An 18,379-nucleotide genomic window follows, 5' to 3' on the forward strand; every position below is an offset into this window, starting at 1 on the left:
ACGTGGCCCAGGCGTGGGCGCAAGGGATTTCGTTGCGAACATGTTTCGTCTCGACGGGATCGCTTGTCGAGACCGCCCATGCGTGCAACGATCCGTCGCACTGCTCGTAGGGTTCGGAGGGAGGTCGTGGATGCCACCAGTCCAGCGGGGCGGCCGGGTGTCACGCCGGCGGCTGCTCAAGACCGCGGGCGGTCTCGCCGTCGGCGGTCTCAGCATCGCCGCGCTCGACCTGCCGTTCTTCGACGTCGCGGGCGCCCAGCAGGACCCCACCGCCTGCCGGGCCGACGACGAGTCGGCCGGTGACCGTTCGTTGGTGATCTCGAACTGGCCGGCCTACATCGACCCGCGCAAGAAGGAGACCTCGACCCTCCAGGTCTTCCAGCAGCGCACCGGCATCACCGTCGACTACACCGACGACGTCAACGACAACGCCGAGTTCTACGCCAAGGTCCGCAACCAGTTGGGCTCGTGCGACCCGATCGACCGCGACCTGATGATGCTCACCGACTGGATGGCCGCCCGGATGGTCGGCCTGGGCTGGATCCAGCCGCTGCACGCCGACCGGGTGCCCAACCTGCACGCCAACCTGATCGAGCCACTCCGGGGCCGGCAGTGGGACCCCGACCTGAGCTACCACGCGCCCTGGCAGTCCGGCCTCACCGGCATCGCCTACAACGCCGCCAAGACCGGCGAGATCAAGAGCTTCGAGGAGCTGCTGACCAGGTCCGACCTCAAGGGCCGCGTCACGCTGCTCTCGGAGATGCGCGACACGATGGCGTTCCTGCTGCGGGTCGTCGGCGCCGACCCCGACGACTTCACCCCCGAGCAGTGGAGCGCCGCGATCGAACGGCTCCGCGAGGTGGTGGCCTCGGGGCAGATCCGCGCCTTCACCGGCAACGAGTACATCCAGGACCTCGCCGCCGGCAACATCGTGGCCTGCGAGGCCTGGTCCGGCGACGTGATCCAGGCCCAGTTCGACAACCCCGACATCCGCTTCGTCGCGCCCGAGGAGGGCCTGTCGCTGTGGAGCGACAACATGCTGGTGCCGAACCTCGCCACCCACCAGGCGAACGCCGAGAAGTGGATCGACTACTACTACGAGCCCGAGGTGGCGGCGAAGCTCGCGGCGTGGGTGAACTACATCTGTCCGGTCGAGGGCGCCCGGGAGGAGATGGAGAAGATCGACCCCTCGCTGGTCGACAACCAGCTCATCTTCCCCGACGCCGACTTCCTGGCCGACACCTTCGACTTCATGCCGCTCGACGACCGGCAGACCACCGAGTACGAGAGGGACTGGTCCGATGTCACAGGTGGCTGAGCAGAGCCCAGGCGGCGGCGCCGTGCCCGCCGCGGGCGAGGAGACGGCGTACGACGGGCTGCGGCTGCGGCAGGTCACCAAGCGCTTCGGTGGGTTCACCGCCGTGGAGACGCTCGACCTCGACGTGCCGCGCGGCTCCTTCTTCGCGCTGCTGGGCCCCTCGGGGTGTGGCAAGACCACGACGCTGCGCATGGTCGCGGGCCTGGAGACGCCCACGTCGGGCGCGATCGAGCTGGCCGGCCACGACATCACCTATGCCAAGCCCTACCGGCGCCCGGTGAACACGGTGTTCCAGAACTACGCGCTCTTCCCGCACCTCGACATCTTCGAGAACGTCGCGTTCGGTCTGCGCCGCCGCAAGCGCAAGGACGTCGCCGACGCCGTGCACCGGATGCTCGAGCTCGTCGAGCTCGAGAGCCAGGCGAAGAAGAAGCCCGCTCAGCTCTCGGGCGGCCAGCAGCAGCGGGTCGCACTCGCCCGGGCCCTGATCAACGAGCCCGAGGTGCTGCTGCTCGACGAGCCGCTCGGTGCCCTCGACCTCAAGCTGCGTCGCGCGATGCAGATCGAGATCAAGCGGATCCAGGTCGAGGTCGGCCTCACGTTCGTGCACGTCACCCACGACCAGGAGGAGGCCATGACCATGGCCGACACCGTCGCGGTCATGAACGCCGGGGTGATCGAGCAGATGGGTGCGCCCGCCGAGCTCTACGAGAACCCGCGCTCCACCTTCGTGGCGAACTTCCTCGGCCAGTCCAACCTGATCGAGGGGCGCGTGCTGCGTCGCGACGCCGACGTCGTGTCCGTCGACATGCAGGGCATCACGGTCTCGGTGCCGGCAGCCCGGGCGCACACCGACGGCGACCGCGGGTGGGTGGGCATCCGGCCCGAGAAGGTGCTGATCGGCGAACCCGGCGAGGAGCTCGACGCGCCGGGCAACACGATCCCCGGTGGGGTGATCAGCGACGTCAGCTTCGTCGGGGTCAGCACGCAGTACCTCGTCCGGATGCCCTGGGGCCAGGAGCTCCAGGTCTTCTCCCAGAACACCGGGCGGCACCGGATCTTCCGGCACGGGGAGCCGGTGGAGCTCAGCTGGCGGCCGGAGTACGCCTTCCTGCTCGACATCAGCCAGGACGCCCACGCCGGCGCCGAGGAGGGCGAGGAGTGACCAGCACGGCGCAGCCGCCGCCGCTGGTGGACGCGCTGCCGACCGCCGAGGCCGAGCCCCCGGAGCAGGGAGGCTCGCGCCGGCGTGGGGGACTGACCGGCTACCTGCTCCTGCTGCCGGCGACGCTGTGGCTGCTGCTGTTCTTCGTGGTCCCGTTCTACTCGCTCGTCGCCACCAGCCTGTTCGACCCGAGCGGCTCGGACTTCCGCGGCTACGAGATGACCTGGGAGTTCGGCAACTACGTCGACGCGGTGCGCGACTACTGGCAGCCGCTGCTGCGCTCGCTGTGGTACGGCGGCCTCGCGACCCTGTTCTGCCTGGTCCTGGGCTACGTGCTGGCCTACGCGATCGCGTTCAAGGCCGGGCGCTGGAAGAACCTGCTGCTGGTGCTGGTGGTCGCACCGTTCTTCACCAGCTTCCTGGTGCGCACGCTGTCGTGGAAGCTGATCCTCGCCGACGACGGCTTCGTCGTCGAGACGCTGCAGTTCCTGCACCTCCTCGGTGACGACGGCCGGCTGCTGGCGACCCCGGTGGCCGTGGTCGCCGGCCTCACCTACAACTTCCTGCCGTTCATGGTGCTGCCGCTCTACGCCAGCCTCGAGAAGATCGACCCACGGCTGATCGAAGCCTCCGGCGACCTCTACGCCAACCCGTTCGTGGGCTTCTTCAAGGTCACCTGGCCGCTCTCGCTGCCCGGCGTCGTCTCCGGCACCCTGCTCACGTTCATCCCGGCCGCCGGCGACTTCATCAACGCCCAGCTCCTCGGCAGCCCCAACCAGCGGATGGTCGGCGGTGTCGTGCAGAGCCTGTTCACCGATGCCAACGACTATCCGGCCGCCGGCGCGCTGTCGGTGATCATGATGGGCGGCATCTTGATGATGGTGCTGGTCTACGTCCGCCGCGCCGGCACCGAGGACCTGCTGTGAGCCGGCCCGCCGGGACGACCGGACGCTGGGTGCGCGAGCACCTGGTGCTGCTGCTGGGGCTGCTCGTGCTGGTCTACACGTTCGTGCCGATCGCGGTCGTGGTCCTGATGAGCTTCAACGACCCCGACAGCCGCCTGATCTACCGCTTCGACGGGTTCACGATCGACAACTGGCTCAACCCCTGTGCCGAGCCGAGCATGTGCGACGCCGTCGTACGCAGCGTCGAGATCGGCCTCCTCGCCACCGTGCTGGCGACCTTGCTCGGGACCCTGGCCGCGTTCGCGATGGTGCGGCACCGGTTCGTCGGCCGCTCGACCGCCAACCTGCTGGTCTTCCTGCCGATGGCGGCTCCCGAGATCGTGCTCGGCGCCTCGCTGCTGGCGCTGTTCGTCGCCTCGGGTCTGGGTGGCCAGCTCGGCTTCTGGACGATCCTGGTCGCCCACGTGATGTTCTGCCTCTCGTTCGTGATCGTCGCGGTGCGCGCCCGGCTGGCCGGGCTGGACGACACCCTCGAGCAGGCCGCGATGGACCTCTACGCCACTCCCGCGCAGACCTTCTGGCGGGTCACGTTCCCGCTGGTCTTCCCCGGCATCCTCGGCGCCGCGCTGCTGGCCTTCTCGCTGTCGTTCGACGACTTCATCATCACCAACCTCAACGCCGGCAACACCACCACGTTCCCCATGTACGTCTGGGGTGTGGCCCAGCGCGGGGTGCCGATGCAGGTCAACGTCGTCGGCACCGTGATGCTCGTCCTCTCGATCGCGATCGTGCTCGCCGGCGAGCTGCGCGCCCGGCGACGCGCGGGCCGGTGACCCGCACCGGTGCGGCTCCCGGGGCCGCAGCGGCGCGAACCGCCCTGGCGGACGCCGCGCCGGCCGTCTACTGGCTCGACGATCCCGCCCGACCCGAGGCGCTGCCGCCGCTGAGCGGCCACGCCGCGGCCGACCTGGTCGTCGTCGGCGGCGGCTACACCGGTCTGTGGACCGCGCTGCTCGCCCGGCAGCGCCACCCCGGCCGGTCGGTGCTGCTGCTCGAGGCCGACGTCTGCGGCAGCCAGGCCAGCGGCCGCAACGGCGGCTTCGCCGCGGCCAGCCTCACCCACGGGTTCTCCAACGGCATGGAGCGCTGGCCCGACGAGCTCGCCCGGCTCGACCGCCTCGGCGTCGAGAACCTGACCGAGATCGGGCGCACCGTCGCCGACCTCGGCATCGACTGCGGCTGGGAGCAGACCGGCGAGCTCACCGTCGCCACGGCCGCCCACCAGCTCACCGAGCTCACCGAGCTCGCCGGCGAGATGCGCTCCGCCGGGCACGACGTGGAGATGCTCGACGCCGAGGCCACCCGCGCCCGCCTCGACTCCCCGACGTACCTCGGTGCGCTGAGCGACCCGCACGGCACCGCGCTGGTCGAGCCGGCTCGGCTCGCCTGGGGGCTGCGCCGGGCCTGCCGCGACGCCGGTGTCACCGTGCACGAGGGCACTCGGGTCACCGGTCTGTCGAAGGCGGGCGGCGGGGTGCGCCTGACCACCGACGGCGCCGACGGACCGGGCACGGTCACGGCCGGCCGCGTCGCGCTCGCCACCAACGCGTTCCCGCCGCTGCTGCGACGGCTGCGGCTGATGACGGTGCCGGTCTACGACTACGTGCTGATGACCGAGCCGCTGAGCGCCGAGCAGCGCGCCGCGATCGGCTGGGCCGGCCGCGAGGGTGTCGGTGACGCCGCGAACCAGTTCCACTACTACCGGCTCACCCGGGACGGCCGAATCCTCTGGGGCGGCTACGACGCCATCTACCACTACGGCAGCCGCATCGACCGCACCCTCGAGCAGCGCGACGCCACCCACCGGCTGCTCGCCGCGCACTTCTTCACGACGTTCCCGCAGCTCGAAGGGCTGCGGTTCACCCACCGCTGGGGCGGCGTGATCGACACCTGCACCCGGTTCTCCGCGTTCTTCGGCCGAGCCCTCGACGGGCGGGCCGCCTACGCGCTCGGCTACACCGGGCTGGGCGTCGCGGCCAGCAGGTTCGGCGCCCAGGTCATGCTCGACCACCTCGACGGCGCCGACACCGAGCGCACCCGGCTGCGGATGGTGCGCCAGCGCCCGCTGCCCTTCCCGCCCGAGCCGGCCCGGTCGGCGGGCGTCGCGCTGACCCGCTGGTCCCTGGACCGGGCCGACCGGCACGATGGTCGACGCAACGCCTGGCTGCGGATGCTGGACCGGCTGGGCATGGGGTTCGACTCCTGACCGGGTCGCCGCACCACAGCACGGATGACCCCCACCCCCGACCCCCGACCGAGGAGAGCGCGATGAACCCCGCCGCCACCATTGCCGACGAGCCTGACCGGATCGGTCACTGGCGAGGTGGCCAACCGTGGTCCGGGGGGTCGGATCGGTGGGGCGACGTGCACGACCCCGCGACCGGCCGGGTCACCGGCCGCGTCGAGCTCGCCACCCGCGAGCAGGTCGACGCCGTGGTCGCCGACGCCGCGGCCGCCGGCCGCGAGTGGGCCGCGGCGTCGCTGTCGCGGCGTACCTCCGTGCTGTTCGCGTTCCGCGAGGCCGTGCACCGCCGGCGCGACGAGCTGGCCGCCGCGATCACCGCCGAGCACGGCAAGGTCCTCGACGACGCGCTCGGCGAGGTGCAGCGCGGCCTCGAGGTCGTGGAGTTCGCCTGCGGGGCGCCGCACCTGCTCAAGGGCGGCTACAGCGACGGCGTCTCGACCGGCGTCGACGTCTACTCGATCCGCCAGCCGCTCGGCGTGGTCGCGGTGATCTCTCCGTTCAACTTCCCGGTGATGGTGCCGCTGTGGTTCGTGCCGGTGGCCATCGCCTGCGGCAACGCGGTCGTGCTCAAGCCGAGCGAGAAGGACCCGTCGGCGTCCCTGCTGATGGCGCAGTTGTGGGCCGAGGCCGGACTGCCGCCCGGCGTGTTCAACGTGGTCCAGGGCGACAAGGTCGCGGTCGACGCGCTGCTGGCGAGCCCCGGCGTCAAGGCGGTCTCGTTCGTGGGGTCCACCCCGGTCGCCCGCTACGTCTACGAGACCGGCACCCGGCACGGCAAGCGCGTGCAGGCGCTGGGCGGCGCGAAGAACCACATGGTCGTGCTGCCCGACGCAGACCTGCAGGGGGCCGCGGACGCCGCCGTGTCGGCCGGGTTCGGCTCAGCGGGGGAGCGGTGCATGGCGGTGTCGGTCGTGGTGGCGGTCGACCCGGTGGCCGACTCGTTGGTGCCACTGATCGCCGAGCGGATCGCCGGCCTGCGCACGGGTGACGGGCGCCGCGGCTGCGACATGGGGCCGCTGGTGACCGGGGCCCACCGCGACCGGGTCGCCGGGTTGGTCCAGGCCGGTGTGGCGGCCGGCGCCGAGCTCGTCGTCGACGGGCGGGACGTGGCGCCCGACGGGGAGGCGGGCGGGTTCTGGCTCGGGCCGACGCTCTTCGACCGGGTCGAGCCGGGCACGCCGGTCTACGACGAGGAGATCTTCGGCCCGGTGCTCTCGGTGGTGCGCGTGGCGTCGTACGACGACGCGCTGGCGCTGGTCAACGCCAACCCCTACGGCAACGGCACCGCGATCTTCACCCATGACGGCGGTGCCGCGCGCCGGTTCCAGCGCGAGGTCGAGGTGGGCATGGTCGGCATCAACGTGCCGATCCCCGTGCCGATGGCCTACTACTCCTTCGGCGGCTGGAAGGCCTCGCTGTTCGGCGACACCCACGCCCATGGCCTCGACGGCGTCCACTTCTACACCCGCGGCAAGGTCGTCACCTCGCGCTGGCCCGACCCCGCCGCCCCCCGCCCCGGCATCGACCTCGGCTTCCCGCAGCACACCTGACCTGCCGTTCGTGGTGGGTGGGGTGGCGCTGACCTGCCGTTCGTGGTGGGTGGGGTGGCGCTGACCTGCCGTTCGTGGTGGGTGGGGAGACGCTGACCTGCCGTTCGTGGTGATCTCGACCACTTCGAGCTCGGCCCGACCGAGTTCGGGAGCCAGCAGGGGACTCCTGCGCCAGAGTGGTCGCGTGGCCGGACGACCCTGCTCCCGGGAGGCGCTGTTCGACTGGCTGCTCGAGGGCGACCCGGCCATCCGGTGGCAGGCCCTCGCGCATCTCGGCGCAGCGCCGTCCGAGATCGAGCAGGCGCGCCACGAGGTCGCGACATGCGGGTGGGGCGCCGAGCTGCTGAGCCGCCAGGACTCCGACGGCCGCTGGGCGGGCGCGATCTACAGCCCGAAGTGGACCTCCACGACGTACACGCTGCTGCTGTTGCGCAGGCTGGGGTTGCCGGCGGGGCACGACGGGGCGCTGGCCGGATGCCGAGTGCTGTGGGACGCGGCCCGGTTCTTCGACGGCGGCGGGTTGAACCTGGCCAAGACCGTGCGGGCGCCGGAGACCTGCATCACCGCGATGGTGGTGCTCCTCACCGACACCTTCGGGTACGCCGACCCGCGGGCGCAGGCGGCCGTCGACTGGCTGGTGGGCGAGCAGCTTCCCGACGGCGGGTGGAACTGCGAGACCGTCCGCGGCGCCCGGCACGGCTCCTTCCACACCACGATCAGCGTGCTCGAGTGCCTCCAGGAGCAGCACCGGTCACCGGACGATGCGGAGGTCGCCGCAGCGCTCGCGGCCGGCCGCGAGTTCCTGCTGCGGCACCGGATGTTCCGCTCGCACCGGACCGGCGAGGTCGTCGACCAGGCGTACCTGAGGTTCCCGTTCCCGCCGCAGTGGCACTACGACGTGCTGCGCGGCCTCGAGCATCTGGCCGATGCGCAGGTGGCCCCGGACGAGCGGGCGGCCGAGGCCGTCGAGGCGGTCCGTGCCGCGCGGCGTACCGACGGCGCCTGGCCGCGACACCGGCCGTGGCCGGGTCGGCAGTGGCTCTCTCTCGAGGGCCCGGGCCCCAGCCGGTGGACCACGCTGCGGGCGCTCCGGGTCCTGGACTGGTGGGGCGAGGGCTGAGCGAGCCGCCACGGGTGGCGGGTCAGGGCCGGGCCGCCGACCACGGGTGGCGGGTCGGCGTCGGGTCGCCGACCACGGGTGGCGGGTCGGCGTCGGGTCGCCGACCACGGGTGGCGGGTCGGCGCCGGATCACCCACCACGGCTGGCGGGTCGGCGTCGGGTCGCCGACCACGAGTGGCGGGTCGGCGCCGGATCACCCACCACGAGTGGCGGGTCAGCGTCAGATCAACGACCCCGCCTTGTCGAGGACCACGCGGAGGATCTGCTCCATCTCGTCGAAGTGCTCGGGGCCGCAGATCAACGGCGGAGCCAGCTGCACGACCGGGTCGCCACGGTCGTCGGCGCGACAGTAGAGGCCCTCGGCGAAGAGCTGCTTGGAGACGAAGCCGTAGAGCAGCCGCTCGCACTCCTCGTCGGTGAAGGACTCCTTCGTGGTCTTGTCCTTGACCAGCTCGATCCCGTAGAAGAAGCCGTCGCCGCGCACGTCGCCGACGATCGGCAGGTCCTTGAGCCGCTCCAGCGTGGCCCGGAAGGTGCCCTCGTTCTCGCGCACCCGCTCCAGCAGCCTCTCGTCCTCGAAGATCTGCAGGTTGCGCAGGCCGACCGCGGTCGAGACGGGGTGACCGCCGAACGTGTAGCCGTGCGCGAACATCTCCCGGCCGGTGCGGAAGGGCTCCATCAGCCGGTCGGAAGCGATCATCGCGCCGAGCGGCGAGTAGCCGGAGGTGATCCCCTTCGCGACGGTGATCATGTCGGGCTGGTAGTCGTAGCGGTCGGCGCCGAACATGTGCCCCAGCCGGCCGAACGCGCAGATCACCTCGTCGGAGACCAGCAGCACGTCGTGCTCGTCGCAGATCTCGCGCACCCGCTGGAAGTAGCCGGGCGGCGGCGGGAAGCAGCCGCCGGCGTTCTGCACCGGCTCGAGGAAGACCGCCGCGACCGTGTCGGGGCCCTCGTTCTCGATGGCGACGGCGATCTGGTCGGCGGCCCACCGGCCGAACGCCTCGAGGTCGTCGGTCCGCTCGGGCGCCCGGTAGAAGTTGGTGTTCGGCACCCGGAAGGTGGAGGGCACCAGCGGCTCGAACTGCTGCTTGAGCCCCGGCAGGCCGGTGATCGACAGCGCGCCCTGGGTGGTGCCGTGGTAGGCGATCGAACGGCTGATCACCTTGTGCTTGAGCGGCTTGCCGACCAGCTTGAAGTAGTTCTTGGCCAGCTTCCACGCGGTCTCGACGGCCTCGCCGCCCCCGCTGGTGAAGAACACCCGGTTGAGGTCCCCGGGCGCGTAGCCGGCGATCTTCTCGGCCAGCTCGATCGCGGTCGGGTGGGCGTAGGACCACAGCGGGTGGAAGGCCAGCTGCTTGGCCTGGGCGGCCGCGGTCTCGGCCAGCTCGGTGCGGCCGTGGCCGACCTGGGTCACGAACAGCCCGGCCAGCGCGTCGAGGTAGCGCTTGCCGTTGGCGTCCCAGATGTAGCTGCCCTCACCGCGCACGATCACGGGCACGTCCGCCTCGGCGTAGGACCCGTGCCGGGTGAAGTGCATCCACAGGTGGTCCTTGGCGGCGCGCTGCAGGTGGTCGTAGTCCGGGTGCATGGGTCCATGGTGACCGCCAGACGCACCCGAAGCAAGTGAATCAGTCGTGAAGGCTGGTTCTGTGTTGCGAAATCGAAACACGTCCGGCTATCCACGTCCGGATCCGTGGTCAGAACGCTGTCGACACCACTAGGCTCTCGCCACCCGACCACCACACCCGGAGGCAGACCGGCCATGCCAGAGACCACCTTCCGCAACGTCGTCGACGGCCACCTCGTCGACGCCGCCTCGGGCGAGACCTACGACGTCGTCGACCCCACCACCGGCGAGACCTACGCGACCGCCCCCGTCTCCGACGACGTGGACGTCGATCGCGCGTACGCCGCCGCGGCCCGCGCCTTCGAGTCGTGGGGCAGCACCACCCCGCAGGAGCGCGCCGGGGCGCTGCTGAGGATCGCCGACGCCATCGAGGCCCGAGCCGACGAGATCAACGCCGTCGAGTGCCGCGACACGGGCAAGCCGCTGGGGGTCACCATGTCGGAGGAGATGCCCTACGCGTGGGACCACTTCCGGTTCTTCGCCGGCGCCGCGCGCGTCCTCGAGGGTCGCTCGGCGGGGGAGTACCTGGCCGACCACACCTCGTGGATCCGGCGCGAGCCGGTCGGCGTCGTCGGCCAGGTGACACCATGGAACTACCCGCTGCTGATGATGATCTGGAAGATCGCGCCGGCACTGGCCGCCGGCAACACCGTTGTGCTCAAGCCCAGCGACACCACGCCCGCCAGCTCGACGCTGCTCGCCGAGCTGTGCCAGGAGTTCCTGCCCCCCGGCGTCCTCAACGTCGTGTGCGGAGACCGCGACACCGGCCGCCGCCTGGTGGCCCACCCGACGCCGCAGATGGTGGCGATCACCGGGTCGGTGCGCGCCGGCATGGAGGTGGCCGGCTCCGCGGCCGGCGACCTCAAGCGGGTGCACCTCGAGCTCGGTGGCAAGGCTCCGGTGATCGTCTTCGACGACGCCGACATCGAGAAGGCGGCCGAGGGCATCGCCGGCGCCGGCCTGTTCAACGCCGGCCAGGACTGCACCGCGGCCACCCGGGTGCTCGTCGGGGCCGGCATCCACGACGAGTTCGTCGCCGCGCTCACCGAGGCCGCCAAGGGCATGCCGACCGGGGACCCGGCCGACGAGGCGACCTACTACGGCCCGCTCAACAACCAGAGCCAGCTCGAGCGGGTCAGCGGCATGGTCGACCGGCTTCCCGACCACGCCACCCTCCAGACCGGTGGTGCGCGGCACGGCAGCGTCGGCTACTTCTACGAGCCCACCGTCGTCTCCGGCCTGCGGCAGGACGACGAGCAGATCCAGACCGAGATCTTCGGCCCCGTGATGACCGTGCAGAAGTTCACCGACGAGGCCGAGGCCCTGCGGTGGGCCAACGGCGTCGAGTACGGCCTGTCCTCGAGCGTCTGGACCAAGGACCACGCCCGCGCGATGCGGATGTCGCGCGGCCTCGACTTCGGAGTCGTCTGGATCAACACCCACATCCCGTTCATCTCCGAGATGCCCCACGGCGGGTTCAAGCACTCCGGCTACGGCAAGGACCTCTCCATGTACGGCCTCGAGGACTACACGCGCATCAAGCACGTCATGTCGTTCATCGGGGAGTAGGCGCCGTGAAACGCGGCACCTGGCTGCGTTGTCGGCCCTCGACGGCCCGCTTCGCTTGAGGGCCGCCTTCGTGGCGCCGCCTTGGCAGCGCACCGATCTCGCAACGCTCAGACCGAGTAGGCAACAGAACGGAGACCCATGCGCATCCTGCTCGTCGGCGCCGGCGGCGTCGGCGCCGCCTTCGCCGCCATCGCCGCCCGCCGCGACTTCTTCGAGGCGATCGTGGTCGCCGACCACGACCTCGCGAAGGCCGAGCGGGCCGCGGCCACCGACCCGCGGTACGCCGCCGCGCAGGTCGACGCGTCGTCCGCCGACGCCGTGGCGGCGCTGTGCCGCGAGCACCGCATCACCCACGTGCTGAACGCCGTCGACCCCGTCTTCGACATGCCGGTCTTCGACGGCGCCTTCGCCGCCGGCGCCGACTACCTCGACATGGCGATGTCGCTGTCGAAGCCGCACCCCGAGGCGCCGTACGAGAGGACCGGGGTGAAGCTCGGCGACGAGCAGTTCGCCCGGGCGGAGGAGTGGGCGGCCGCGGGCCGGCTCGCGCTGGTCGGGATCGGCGTCGAGCCCGGCCTGTCCGACGTGTTCGCGCGGTACGCCGCCGACCACCTGTTCGCCGAGATCGACGAGCTCGGCACCCGCGACGGCGCCAACCTCAAGGTCACCGACGAGGCGGGCAACGAGATCTTCGCGCCGTCGTTCTCGATGTGGACCACGATCGAGGAGTGCCTCAACCCGCCGGTGATCTGGGCCGACGGCGACTGGCACACCACCGCGCCGTTCTCCGAGCCCGAGGTCTTCGACTTCCCGGAGGGGATCGGGCCGGTCGAGTGCGTCAACGTGGAGCACGAGGAGGTGCTCCTCATGCCGCGGTGGATCGACTGCAAGCGGGCGACCTTCAAGTACGGCCTCGGGGAGGAGTTCATCAACGTCTTGAAGGTGCTGCACGCGCTCGGGCTCGACCGCACCGAGAAGGTGCGGGTGAAGGGGGTGGAGGTGAGCCCCCGTGACGTGGTCGCGGCCGTGCTGCCGGACCCCGCCACCGTCGGACCGCGGATGACCGGCAAGACCTGCGCGGGCCTGTGGGTCACCGGCACCGGCACGGACGGCGCGCCCCGCTCGACGTACCTCTACCACGTCGTCGAGAACGAGTGGACGATGCGCGAGTACGGCCACCAGTGTGTGGTCTGGCAGACCGCGATCAACCCGGTCATCGCCCTCGAGCTCCTGGCCACCGGTGTCTGGTCCGGCACCGGCGTGCTCGGCCCCGAGGCGTTCGACGCCGTGCCGTTCCTCGACCTGCTCACCGCCTACGGCAGCCCCTGGGGCATGAAGGAGCTCGACGCATGACCGCCTCACCGACCAGCCCCGGGGGACCGACCCTGCCGCAGCGCCGCCGGCTGGTCACCGACATCCCCGGCCCCGAGTCGCTCACGCGGCTGGAGCGCAAACGCACCCACGTCGCCGACGGCGTCGGCACGACGCTGCCGGTCTTCGTGGCGGCCGCGGGTGGCGGCGTGCTGGTCGACGTCGACGGCAACTCGCTGATCGACCTGGGTTCCGGCATCGCCGTGACCACCGTCGGCAACGCCGCGCCGGCCGTGGTCGAGCGGGTGCGCGAGCAGGCCGCGGCGTTCACCCACACCTGCTTCATGGTCACCCCGTACGACGGCTACGTCGACGTCTGCGAGCAGCTCGCCGAGCTCACCCCGGGCCACCACGCGAAGAAGTCGGCGCTGTTCAACTCGGGCGCCGAGGCGGTCGAGAACGCGGTGAAGATCGCCCGCGCCGCCACCGGCCGGGACGCAGTCGGGGTGTTCGACCACGCCTACCACGGGCGCACCAACCTGACCATGGCGATGACCGCGAAGAGCATGCCCTACAAGAGCGGCTTCGGGCCGTTCGCCGCCGAGGTCTACCGGGCGCCGATGTCCTATCCACTGCGCGACGGGCTCTCCGGCGAGGAGGCCGCGGCCCGGGCCGTCGACGTCCTGGACAAGCAGGTCGGCGCGGCGAACCTCGCCTGTGTGGTGATCGAGCCGATCCAGGGCGAGGGCGGGTTCGTCGTGCCCGCGCCCGGCTTCCTGCCGGCGCTGGCCCGCTGGTGTGCCGAGCGCGACGTGCTGCTGGTGGCCGACGAGATCCAGTCCGGCTTCTGCCGCACCGGCGACTGGTTCGCCTGCGACCACGAGGCGGTCGTGCCTGACCTGGTGACCACCGCCAAGGGCATCGCCGGCGGGCTCCCGCTCGCGGCGGTCACCGGCCGGGCCGAGCTGATGGACGCGGTGCACGTCGGCGGGCTCGGCGGCACCTACGGCGGCAACCCACTCGCCTGTGCCGCCGCGCTCGGCGCGATCGAGGAGATGCGCCGCCACGACCTCACGACGCGCGCCCGCGCCGTCGGCGAGGTGATGGCGGGACGGCTGCGACGGCTCGCCGAGGAGCACCCGGTCGTCGCCGCGGTCCGCGGCCGCGGCGCGATGATGGCCGTCGAGCTGTGCCATCCGGGCACGACCGACCCGGACCCGGTGCGGGCCGGGGCGGTCTCGGCCTACTGCCACAGCCACGGCGTGGTGACGCTCACCTGCGGCACCTGGGGCAACGTGCTCCGCTTCCTGCCGCCGCTGTCGATCACCGACGAGCTGCTGCACGAGGCGTTCGACGTGGTCGCGGAGGCCTTCGCGGCGACCACCTGACGCCAGCGGCCGAGGATCGCTACGCTGCCTCGATGACGACCTCGCCGCAGGACGAGAGCGCCCGGGCCGGGCTGGCCGAGGGCAGGTTCACGGCGCTGCCCACCGGGCCGCGCGTGGAGCAGACGGTCGCGACGGTCGACCCCGAGGACCTCCCCGACCCGTTCGCCGGGCGCAACGTCGACCAGCACGCCGCGCTCAACGACGAGTAGGCAATCGTGCCCGGCCTCGACGACGTACGCCGGCTGGCGCTGGCGCTGCCCGACACGGGCGAGAAGGTCTCCTGGGGCGCGGTGATGTGGACCGTGCAGGGCAAGGGGTTCGTCTGGGAGCGGCCGCTGCGCACGAGCGACGTCGCGGCCCTCGAGCGACTCGGCCGCGAGATCCCGGAGGGCGAGATCCTCGGTGTCCGGGTGGCGGGGGAGACCGAGAAGGCCGCGCTCCTGGCCAGCGATCCGGACGTGTTCTTCTCGATCCCGCACCTCGACGGCTACCCCGCGGTGCTGGTCCGGCTGGAGACCGTCGCCGCCGACGAGCTAGCCGAGCTGGTCACCGATGCCTGGCTCGACCGGGCGCCGAAGCGGCTCGCGCAGGCCTGGCTTGCCGAGCACCCCTGAGTCACTCACTCCCGCTCACCGAGGAGCGGCCTGGGTACCGGGCGCCCATGCGATCCCTCCGCGCCCGGCTCGAGCGGCTGCGCTCGCGCGTGCCCGAGCCGGTCGCGTGCCTGGTCCGGGAGATCCGGCGCGACCGGGCCCTCGGGCTGGCCTCCGAGATCGCGTTCTTCACCGTGCTCAGCGTCTTCCCGGGCCTGCTGGTCGTGGCCGGGCTCGCCAGCTACCTCGACGCGCTGGTGGGCGCCGACCTCGCCGACCGGATCCGGGAGCGGGTCATCAGCAGCCTCGAGCTGGTGCTCACCCAGCGTGCCGGTGGTGTGGTCGAGAGCGTCGAGGCGGTGCTGGCGGGGGAGTACGGCGGGCTGCTGACGTTCGCGACCCTCGGCGCGCTGCTCACGATCTCGGGCGCCTGGTCGGTGGTGATCGACGCCCTCAACCAGGCCTACGGCGTCTCGGAGCGGCGTACCTGGCTGCGCCGGCGGCTGCTCGGCCTGGGGCTGGGCCTGGCCACCGTCGTGGTGGTGGTCCTCACCCTCGCGGTCGTGGTCGTCGGCCCGTTGCTCGGCCGGGGTGAGCAGGTGGCCGACACGGTGGGTCTGGGCGATGCCTTCACCACCGGCTGGTGGCTGTTGCGACTGCCCGTGCTCTTCGCGCTGGTCACGCTGTGGCTGGTGGTGGTGTTCCGGCAGGCGCCGAACCGGCGCGGAGCCTGGCGAGCCGAGCTGCCGGGTGCGGTCACCACGTCGACGCTGTGGCTGCTGGCGTCGGCCGGGTTCGCCCTCTACCTGCGCCTGGTCGGCGACCGCAACCCGGTCCTGGGCGCGTTCGGGGGAGGGATCATCGTCTTGATGTGGGTCTACCTGCTCAGCATCGCGCTGCTGGTCGGCGGCGAGCTGAACGCGGTGCTCCACGAACGTCGGGCCGCCGCCCGTGGCGGCGGGGGCGGTGGCCGGCACCGCTCCTGAGAGGATGCCGCGGTGAGCGAGCAACGCACCGACCGCCGCCGAGACGTCGTCGTCCTGGGCTCCACCGGCTCGATCGGCACCCAGGCCCTCGACCTGGTCCGCGCCAACCCCGATCGGTTCCGCGTGGTCGGCCTGACCGCCGGCGGCTCGAGCCCCGACCGGTTCCAGCGGCAGGTCGACGAGTTCGCCCCGGCCTTCTCCGGGCTCGGCGAGGAGGCATCGGTCGCGGCCGCGTCGATGGACTGCGACGTGGTGCTCAACGGCATCACCGGGGCGGTCGGCCTGCGCCCCACCCTGGCCGCCCTGGACGCCGGCACGACCCTCGCGCTGGCCAACAAGGAGTCGCTGGTGATGGGCGGCCCGCTCGTCCTCGAGCGTGCCCGCCCCGGGCAGATCGTGCCGGTCGACTCCGAGCACAGCGCGATCGCGCAGTGCCTGCGCGGCGGACGCCGCGACGAGGTACGCCGACTGGTGCTGACCGCGAGCGGCGGGCCGTTCCGGGGGCGCAGCCGGGCCGAGCTCGAGGAGGTCACCCCCGAGCAGGCGATGGCGCACCCGACGTGGGACATGGGGCCGGTGATCACGATCAACTCCGCCACGCTGGTCAACAAGGGCCTGGAGGTGATCGAGGCGCACCTGCTCTTCGGGGTGCCGTTCGAGGCGATCGAGGTCGTGGTGCACCCGACCAGCGTCGTGCACTCGATGGTCGAGTTCGTCGACGGCTCCACGCTGGTGCAGGCCAGCCCGCCCACGATGCTGATCCCGATCGCTCTCGGCCTGGCCTGGCCCGACCGGGTGCCCGATGCGGCCCCGGCCGTCGACTGGACCCGGGCCGAGACGTGGGAGTTCCACCCCCTGGACGACGAGGCGTTCCCGGCGGTCGCCCTGGCGCGGGCGGCCGGTGAGCGTGGCGGCACCGCACCGGCGGTGTTCAACGCGGCGAACGAGGTCTGCGTGGAGGCCTTCCGCTCGGGCCGACTGCGCTTCACCGAGATCGTTGCGACAATTTCCCGGGTCCTGCGCAGCCACGACGTACCCTCGAAGGACAGCAGCGACGGCGCCGAGTCCGCGGTGGGCCTCACCGTGGACGACGTGCTGGCCGCCGACGCCTGGGCGCGCGAAGAGGCTGCGCGCCTGGTCACCACCACCGAACCGCAGCAAGGGACCCCCACCGCATGACCGCCCTGTTCTACCTGCTCGGCGTGGTGATCTTCGTCGTCGCGATCCTGCTCTCGATCGGCCTCCACGAGCTCGGCCACATGATCCCCGCGAAGAAGTTCGGCGGAAAGGTCACCCAGTACTTCATCGGCTTCGGCCCCACCGTGTGGAGCAAGCAGGTCGGTGAGACCGAGTACGGCGTCAAGGCGATCCCGCTCGGTGGCTACGTCAAGATCGTCGGCATGCTGCCGCCCGGGGCGGAGCAGCTGGCCGACGAGGTCACCGTCGACGAGCACGGCAACCAGGTCGTGCGGGTCCGCAAGTCCAACACCGGCATGTTCACCCAGCTGATCTCCGACGCTCGCGCCGCGGAGTGGGAGCTGGTCGGCCCGGGCGACTCCGAGCGCCTCTTCTACAAGCTGTCGTCGTGGAAGAAGATCGTGGTGATGGCCGGCGGCCCGTCGGTGAACATCGCGATCGCGTTCTTCATCTTCTGGGGCATCTTCGGCCTCTACGGCGAGCGCTCCCAGGAGCCGGACGCCGGGCGACCGGTCATCGACTCGGTGTCCAAGTGCGTGATCCCCTATGCCGAGCAGCGCACGGACTGCCAGACCGGCGACCCGGTCGCGCCGGCGTACCAGGCCGGGCTGCGCCCGGGCGACGAGATCCTCAGCTTCAACGGCACCGCGATCACCGACTGGGAGCAGCTGCGCACGTTGATCCGGGAGAACGAGGACGGCGAGGCGGTCATCGGCTACGAGCGCGACGGCGCGCAGCTGACCGGCACCACCAGCACCACCGTGGAGACGCGGCCGGTCGACGAGACCGGCGAGACGCTGCGCGAGGTGGGCTTCCTCGGGGTCACGCCGACCACGCACGTCGAGGTCACCACCGGCGGTCCGTTGTTCACGCTCGACCGGATGGGCGACATGACGGTCGAGACGGTCAAGGCGCTCGGCACGCTGCCGGTCAAGGTCTGGGGTGTGGCGAAGGCGATCGTCGGGGTCGAGGAGCGCGCCCAGGACAGCCCGGTCAGCATCGTGGGTGGCGGCCGGCTGGCCGGCGAGACGGTCTCCCACGAGACGTTCCCGGTCGTGGAGAAGACCGTGTTCCTGCTGTCGCTGATCGCGGGGTTCAACTTCTTCATCGGCATGTTCAACTTCCTGCCGCTGCTGCCGCTGGACGGCGGTCACATCGCCAGCGCCTCGTGGGAGGCCGTCCGCCGCGGCCTGGCCCGGCTGCGCGGCCGTCCCGACCCCGGCTACGTCGACGCGGCCAAGCTGCTGCCGGTGGCCTACGTCGTGGCGAGCGCGATGATGGTGATGGGCGTCGTGCTCATCGTCGGCGACCTCGTGGTGCCGGTCAGCATCTACGGGTGAGC

Annotated in this window: 16 protein-coding genes; 15 read left to right on the forward strand and 1 reads right to left on the reverse strand. The window is 71.6% G+C overall.

The window, feature by feature from the left end:
* The first annotated feature begins 130 nt into the window (after positions 1 to 130).
* From D6B71_RS04245 to D6B71_RS04275, 7 genes are all read left to right on the forward strand, one after another.
* On the forward strand, positions 131 to 1,318 hold the full coding sequence (locus D6B71_RS04245; RefSeq protein WP_121252343.1) for a polyamine ABC transporter substrate-binding protein: 1,188 nt from the start codon (positions 131 to 133) through the stop codon (positions 1,316 to 1,318).
* On the forward strand, positions 1,311 to 2,483 hold the full coding sequence (locus D6B71_RS04250; protein ID WP_240641067.1) for an ABC transporter ATP-binding protein: 1,173 nt from the start codon (positions 1,311 to 1,313) through the stop codon (positions 2,481 to 2,483). The genes D6B71_RS04245 and D6B71_RS04250 overlap by 8 nt, the downstream gene beginning before the upstream one ends.
* A complete protein-coding gene (locus tag D6B71_RS04255; protein WP_121252347.1) occupies positions 2,480 to 3,409 on the forward strand; it encodes an ABC transporter permease in 930 nt (309 codons plus the stop codon). The genes D6B71_RS04250 and D6B71_RS04255 overlap by 4 nt, the downstream gene beginning before the upstream one ends.
* A complete protein-coding gene (locus D6B71_RS04260; RefSeq protein WP_240641068.1) occupies positions 3,406 to 4,221 on the forward strand; it encodes an ABC transporter permease in 816 nt (271 codons plus the stop codon). Before D6B71_RS04255 ends, D6B71_RS04260 begins: the two co-directional genes overlap by 4 nt.
* Positions 4,218 to 5,654: an NAD(P)/FAD-dependent oxidoreductase gene (locus D6B71_RS04265; protein WP_121252349.1), complete on the forward strand. Its 1,437-nt coding sequence runs from the start codon at positions 4,218 to 4,220 to the stop codon at positions 5,652 to 5,654. Before D6B71_RS04260 ends, D6B71_RS04265 begins: the two co-directional genes overlap by 4 nt.
* A gap of 62 nt (positions 5,655 to 5,716) precedes the next feature.
* Complete coding sequence (locus D6B71_RS04270; RefSeq protein WP_121252351.1) at positions 5,717 to 7,243, forward strand: CoA-acylating methylmalonate-semialdehyde dehydrogenase; 1,527 nt, start codon at positions 5,717 to 5,719, stop codon at positions 7,241 to 7,243.
* 184 nt (positions 7,244 to 7,427) lie between these two features.
* Positions 7,428 to 8,363, forward strand: a complete 936-nt coding sequence (locus tag D6B71_RS04275) for a hypothetical protein (RefSeq protein ID WP_206051554.1) — start codon at positions 7,428 to 7,430, stop codon at positions 8,361 to 8,363.
* Positions 8,364 to 8,583: 220 nt separating this feature from the next.
* Here the strand turns inward: D6B71_RS04275 and D6B71_RS04280 are convergent, their stop codons facing one another.
* Complete coding sequence (locus D6B71_RS04280) at positions 8,584 to 9,954, reverse strand: aspartate aminotransferase family protein (RefSeq protein WP_121252353.1); 1,371 nt, start codon at positions 9,952 to 9,954, stop codon at positions 8,584 to 8,586.
* Between the two features lie 174 nt (positions 9,955 to 10,128).
* Here D6B71_RS04280 and D6B71_RS04285 point away from each other — a divergent pair, with 174 nt between their 5' ends.
* From D6B71_RS04285 to D6B71_RS04315, 8 genes are all read left to right on the forward strand, one after another.
* Positions 10,129 to 11,562, forward strand: coding sequence for a gamma-aminobutyraldehyde dehydrogenase (locus tag D6B71_RS04285; RefSeq protein WP_121252355.1), 1,434 nt, complete (start codon positions 10,129 to 10,131; stop codon positions 11,560 to 11,562).
* Between the two features lie 138 nt (positions 11,563 to 11,700).
* Complete coding sequence (locus tag D6B71_RS04290) at positions 11,701 to 12,915, forward strand: saccharopine dehydrogenase family protein (RefSeq protein WP_121252357.1); 1,215 nt, start codon at positions 11,701 to 11,703, stop codon at positions 12,913 to 12,915.
* Positions 12,912 to 14,261 carry a 4-aminobutyrate--2-oxoglutarate transaminase gene (gene gabT / locus D6B71_RS04295; RefSeq protein WP_121252359.1) on the forward strand — a complete coding sequence of 450 codons (1,350 nt, stop codon included), beginning with the start codon at positions 12,912 to 12,914 and terminating at the stop codon, positions 14,259 to 14,261. The genes D6B71_RS04290 and gabT overlap by 4 nt, the downstream gene beginning before the upstream one ends.
* 32 nt (positions 14,262 to 14,293) lie before the next feature.
* Positions 14,294 to 14,470 carry a hypothetical protein gene (locus tag D6B71_RS22620; protein ID WP_164519535.1) on the forward strand — a complete coding sequence of 59 codons (177 nt, stop codon included), beginning with the start codon at positions 14,294 to 14,296 and terminating at the stop codon, positions 14,468 to 14,470.
* A gap of 6 nt (positions 14,471 to 14,476) precedes the next feature.
* On the forward strand, positions 14,477 to 14,875 hold the full coding sequence (locus tag D6B71_RS04300; RefSeq protein ID WP_121252361.1) for an MmcQ/YjbR family DNA-binding protein: 399 nt from the start codon (positions 14,477 to 14,479) through the stop codon (positions 14,873 to 14,875).
* A gap of 47 nt (positions 14,876 to 14,922) precedes the next feature.
* The gene (locus D6B71_RS04305; RefSeq protein WP_121252363.1) at positions 14,923 to 15,840 is read left to right on the forward strand and encodes a YihY/virulence factor BrkB family protein; all 918 of its coding nucleotides are present in this window, start codon (positions 14,923 to 14,925) and stop codon (positions 15,838 to 15,840) included.
* A 12-nt stretch (positions 15,841 to 15,852) separates the two neighbouring features.
* The gene (locus D6B71_RS04310; RefSeq protein WP_121252365.1) at positions 15,853 to 17,019 is read left to right on the forward strand and encodes a 1-deoxy-D-xylulose-5-phosphate reductoisomerase; all 1,167 of its coding nucleotides are present in this window, start codon (positions 15,853 to 15,855) and stop codon (positions 17,017 to 17,019) included.
* Entirely contained in the window at positions 17,016 to 18,377 is a 1,362-nt protein-coding gene (locus D6B71_RS04315; RefSeq protein ID WP_121252367.1) for a M50 family metallopeptidase, read from the forward strand. The genes D6B71_RS04310 and D6B71_RS04315 overlap by 4 nt, the downstream gene beginning before the upstream one ends.
* Positions 18,378 to 18,379 lie beyond the last annotated feature (2 nt).

This window comes from Nocardioides ferulae (genome assembly GCF_003660455.1).
In the GTDB taxonomy this organism is placed as follows: domain Bacteria; phylum Actinomycetota; class Actinomycetes; order Propionibacteriales; family Nocardioidaceae; genus Nocardioides; species Nocardioides ferulae.

Coding starts and splice junctions, on each gene's coding strand:
- D6B71_RS04270 (WP_121252351.1), top strand. CDS start 5,717: ATGAACCCCGCCGCCACCATTGCCGACGAGCCTGACCGGATCGGTCAC.
- D6B71_RS22620 (WP_164519535.1), top strand. CDS start 14,294: ATGACGACCTCGCCGCAGGACGAGAGCGCCCGGGCCGGGCTGGCCGAG.
- gabT (WP_121252359.1), top strand. CDS start 12,912: ATGACCGCCTCACCGACCAGCCCCGGGGGACCGACCCTGCCGCAGCGC.
- D6B71_RS04290 (WP_121252357.1), top strand. CDS start 11,701: ATGCGCATCCTGCTCGTCGGCGCCGGCGGCGTCGGCGCCGCCTTCGCC.
- D6B71_RS04285 (WP_121252355.1), top strand. CDS start 10,129: ATGCCAGAGACCACCTTCCGCAACGTCGTCGACGGCCACCTCGTCGAC.
- D6B71_RS04315 (WP_121252367.1), top strand. CDS start 17,016: ATGACCGCCCTGTTCTACCTGCTCGGCGTGGTGATCTTCGTCGTCGCG.
- D6B71_RS04305 (WP_121252363.1), top strand. CDS start 14,923: ATGCGATCCCTCCGCGCCCGGCTCGAGCGGCTGCGCTCGCGCGTGCCC.
- D6B71_RS04245 (WP_121252343.1), top strand. CDS start 131: ATGCCACCAGTCCAGCGGGGCGGCCGGGTGTCACGCCGGCGGCTGCTC.
- D6B71_RS04280 (WP_121252353.1), bottom strand. CDS start 9,954: ATGCACCCGGACTACGACCACCTGCAGCGCGCCGCCAAGGACCACCTG.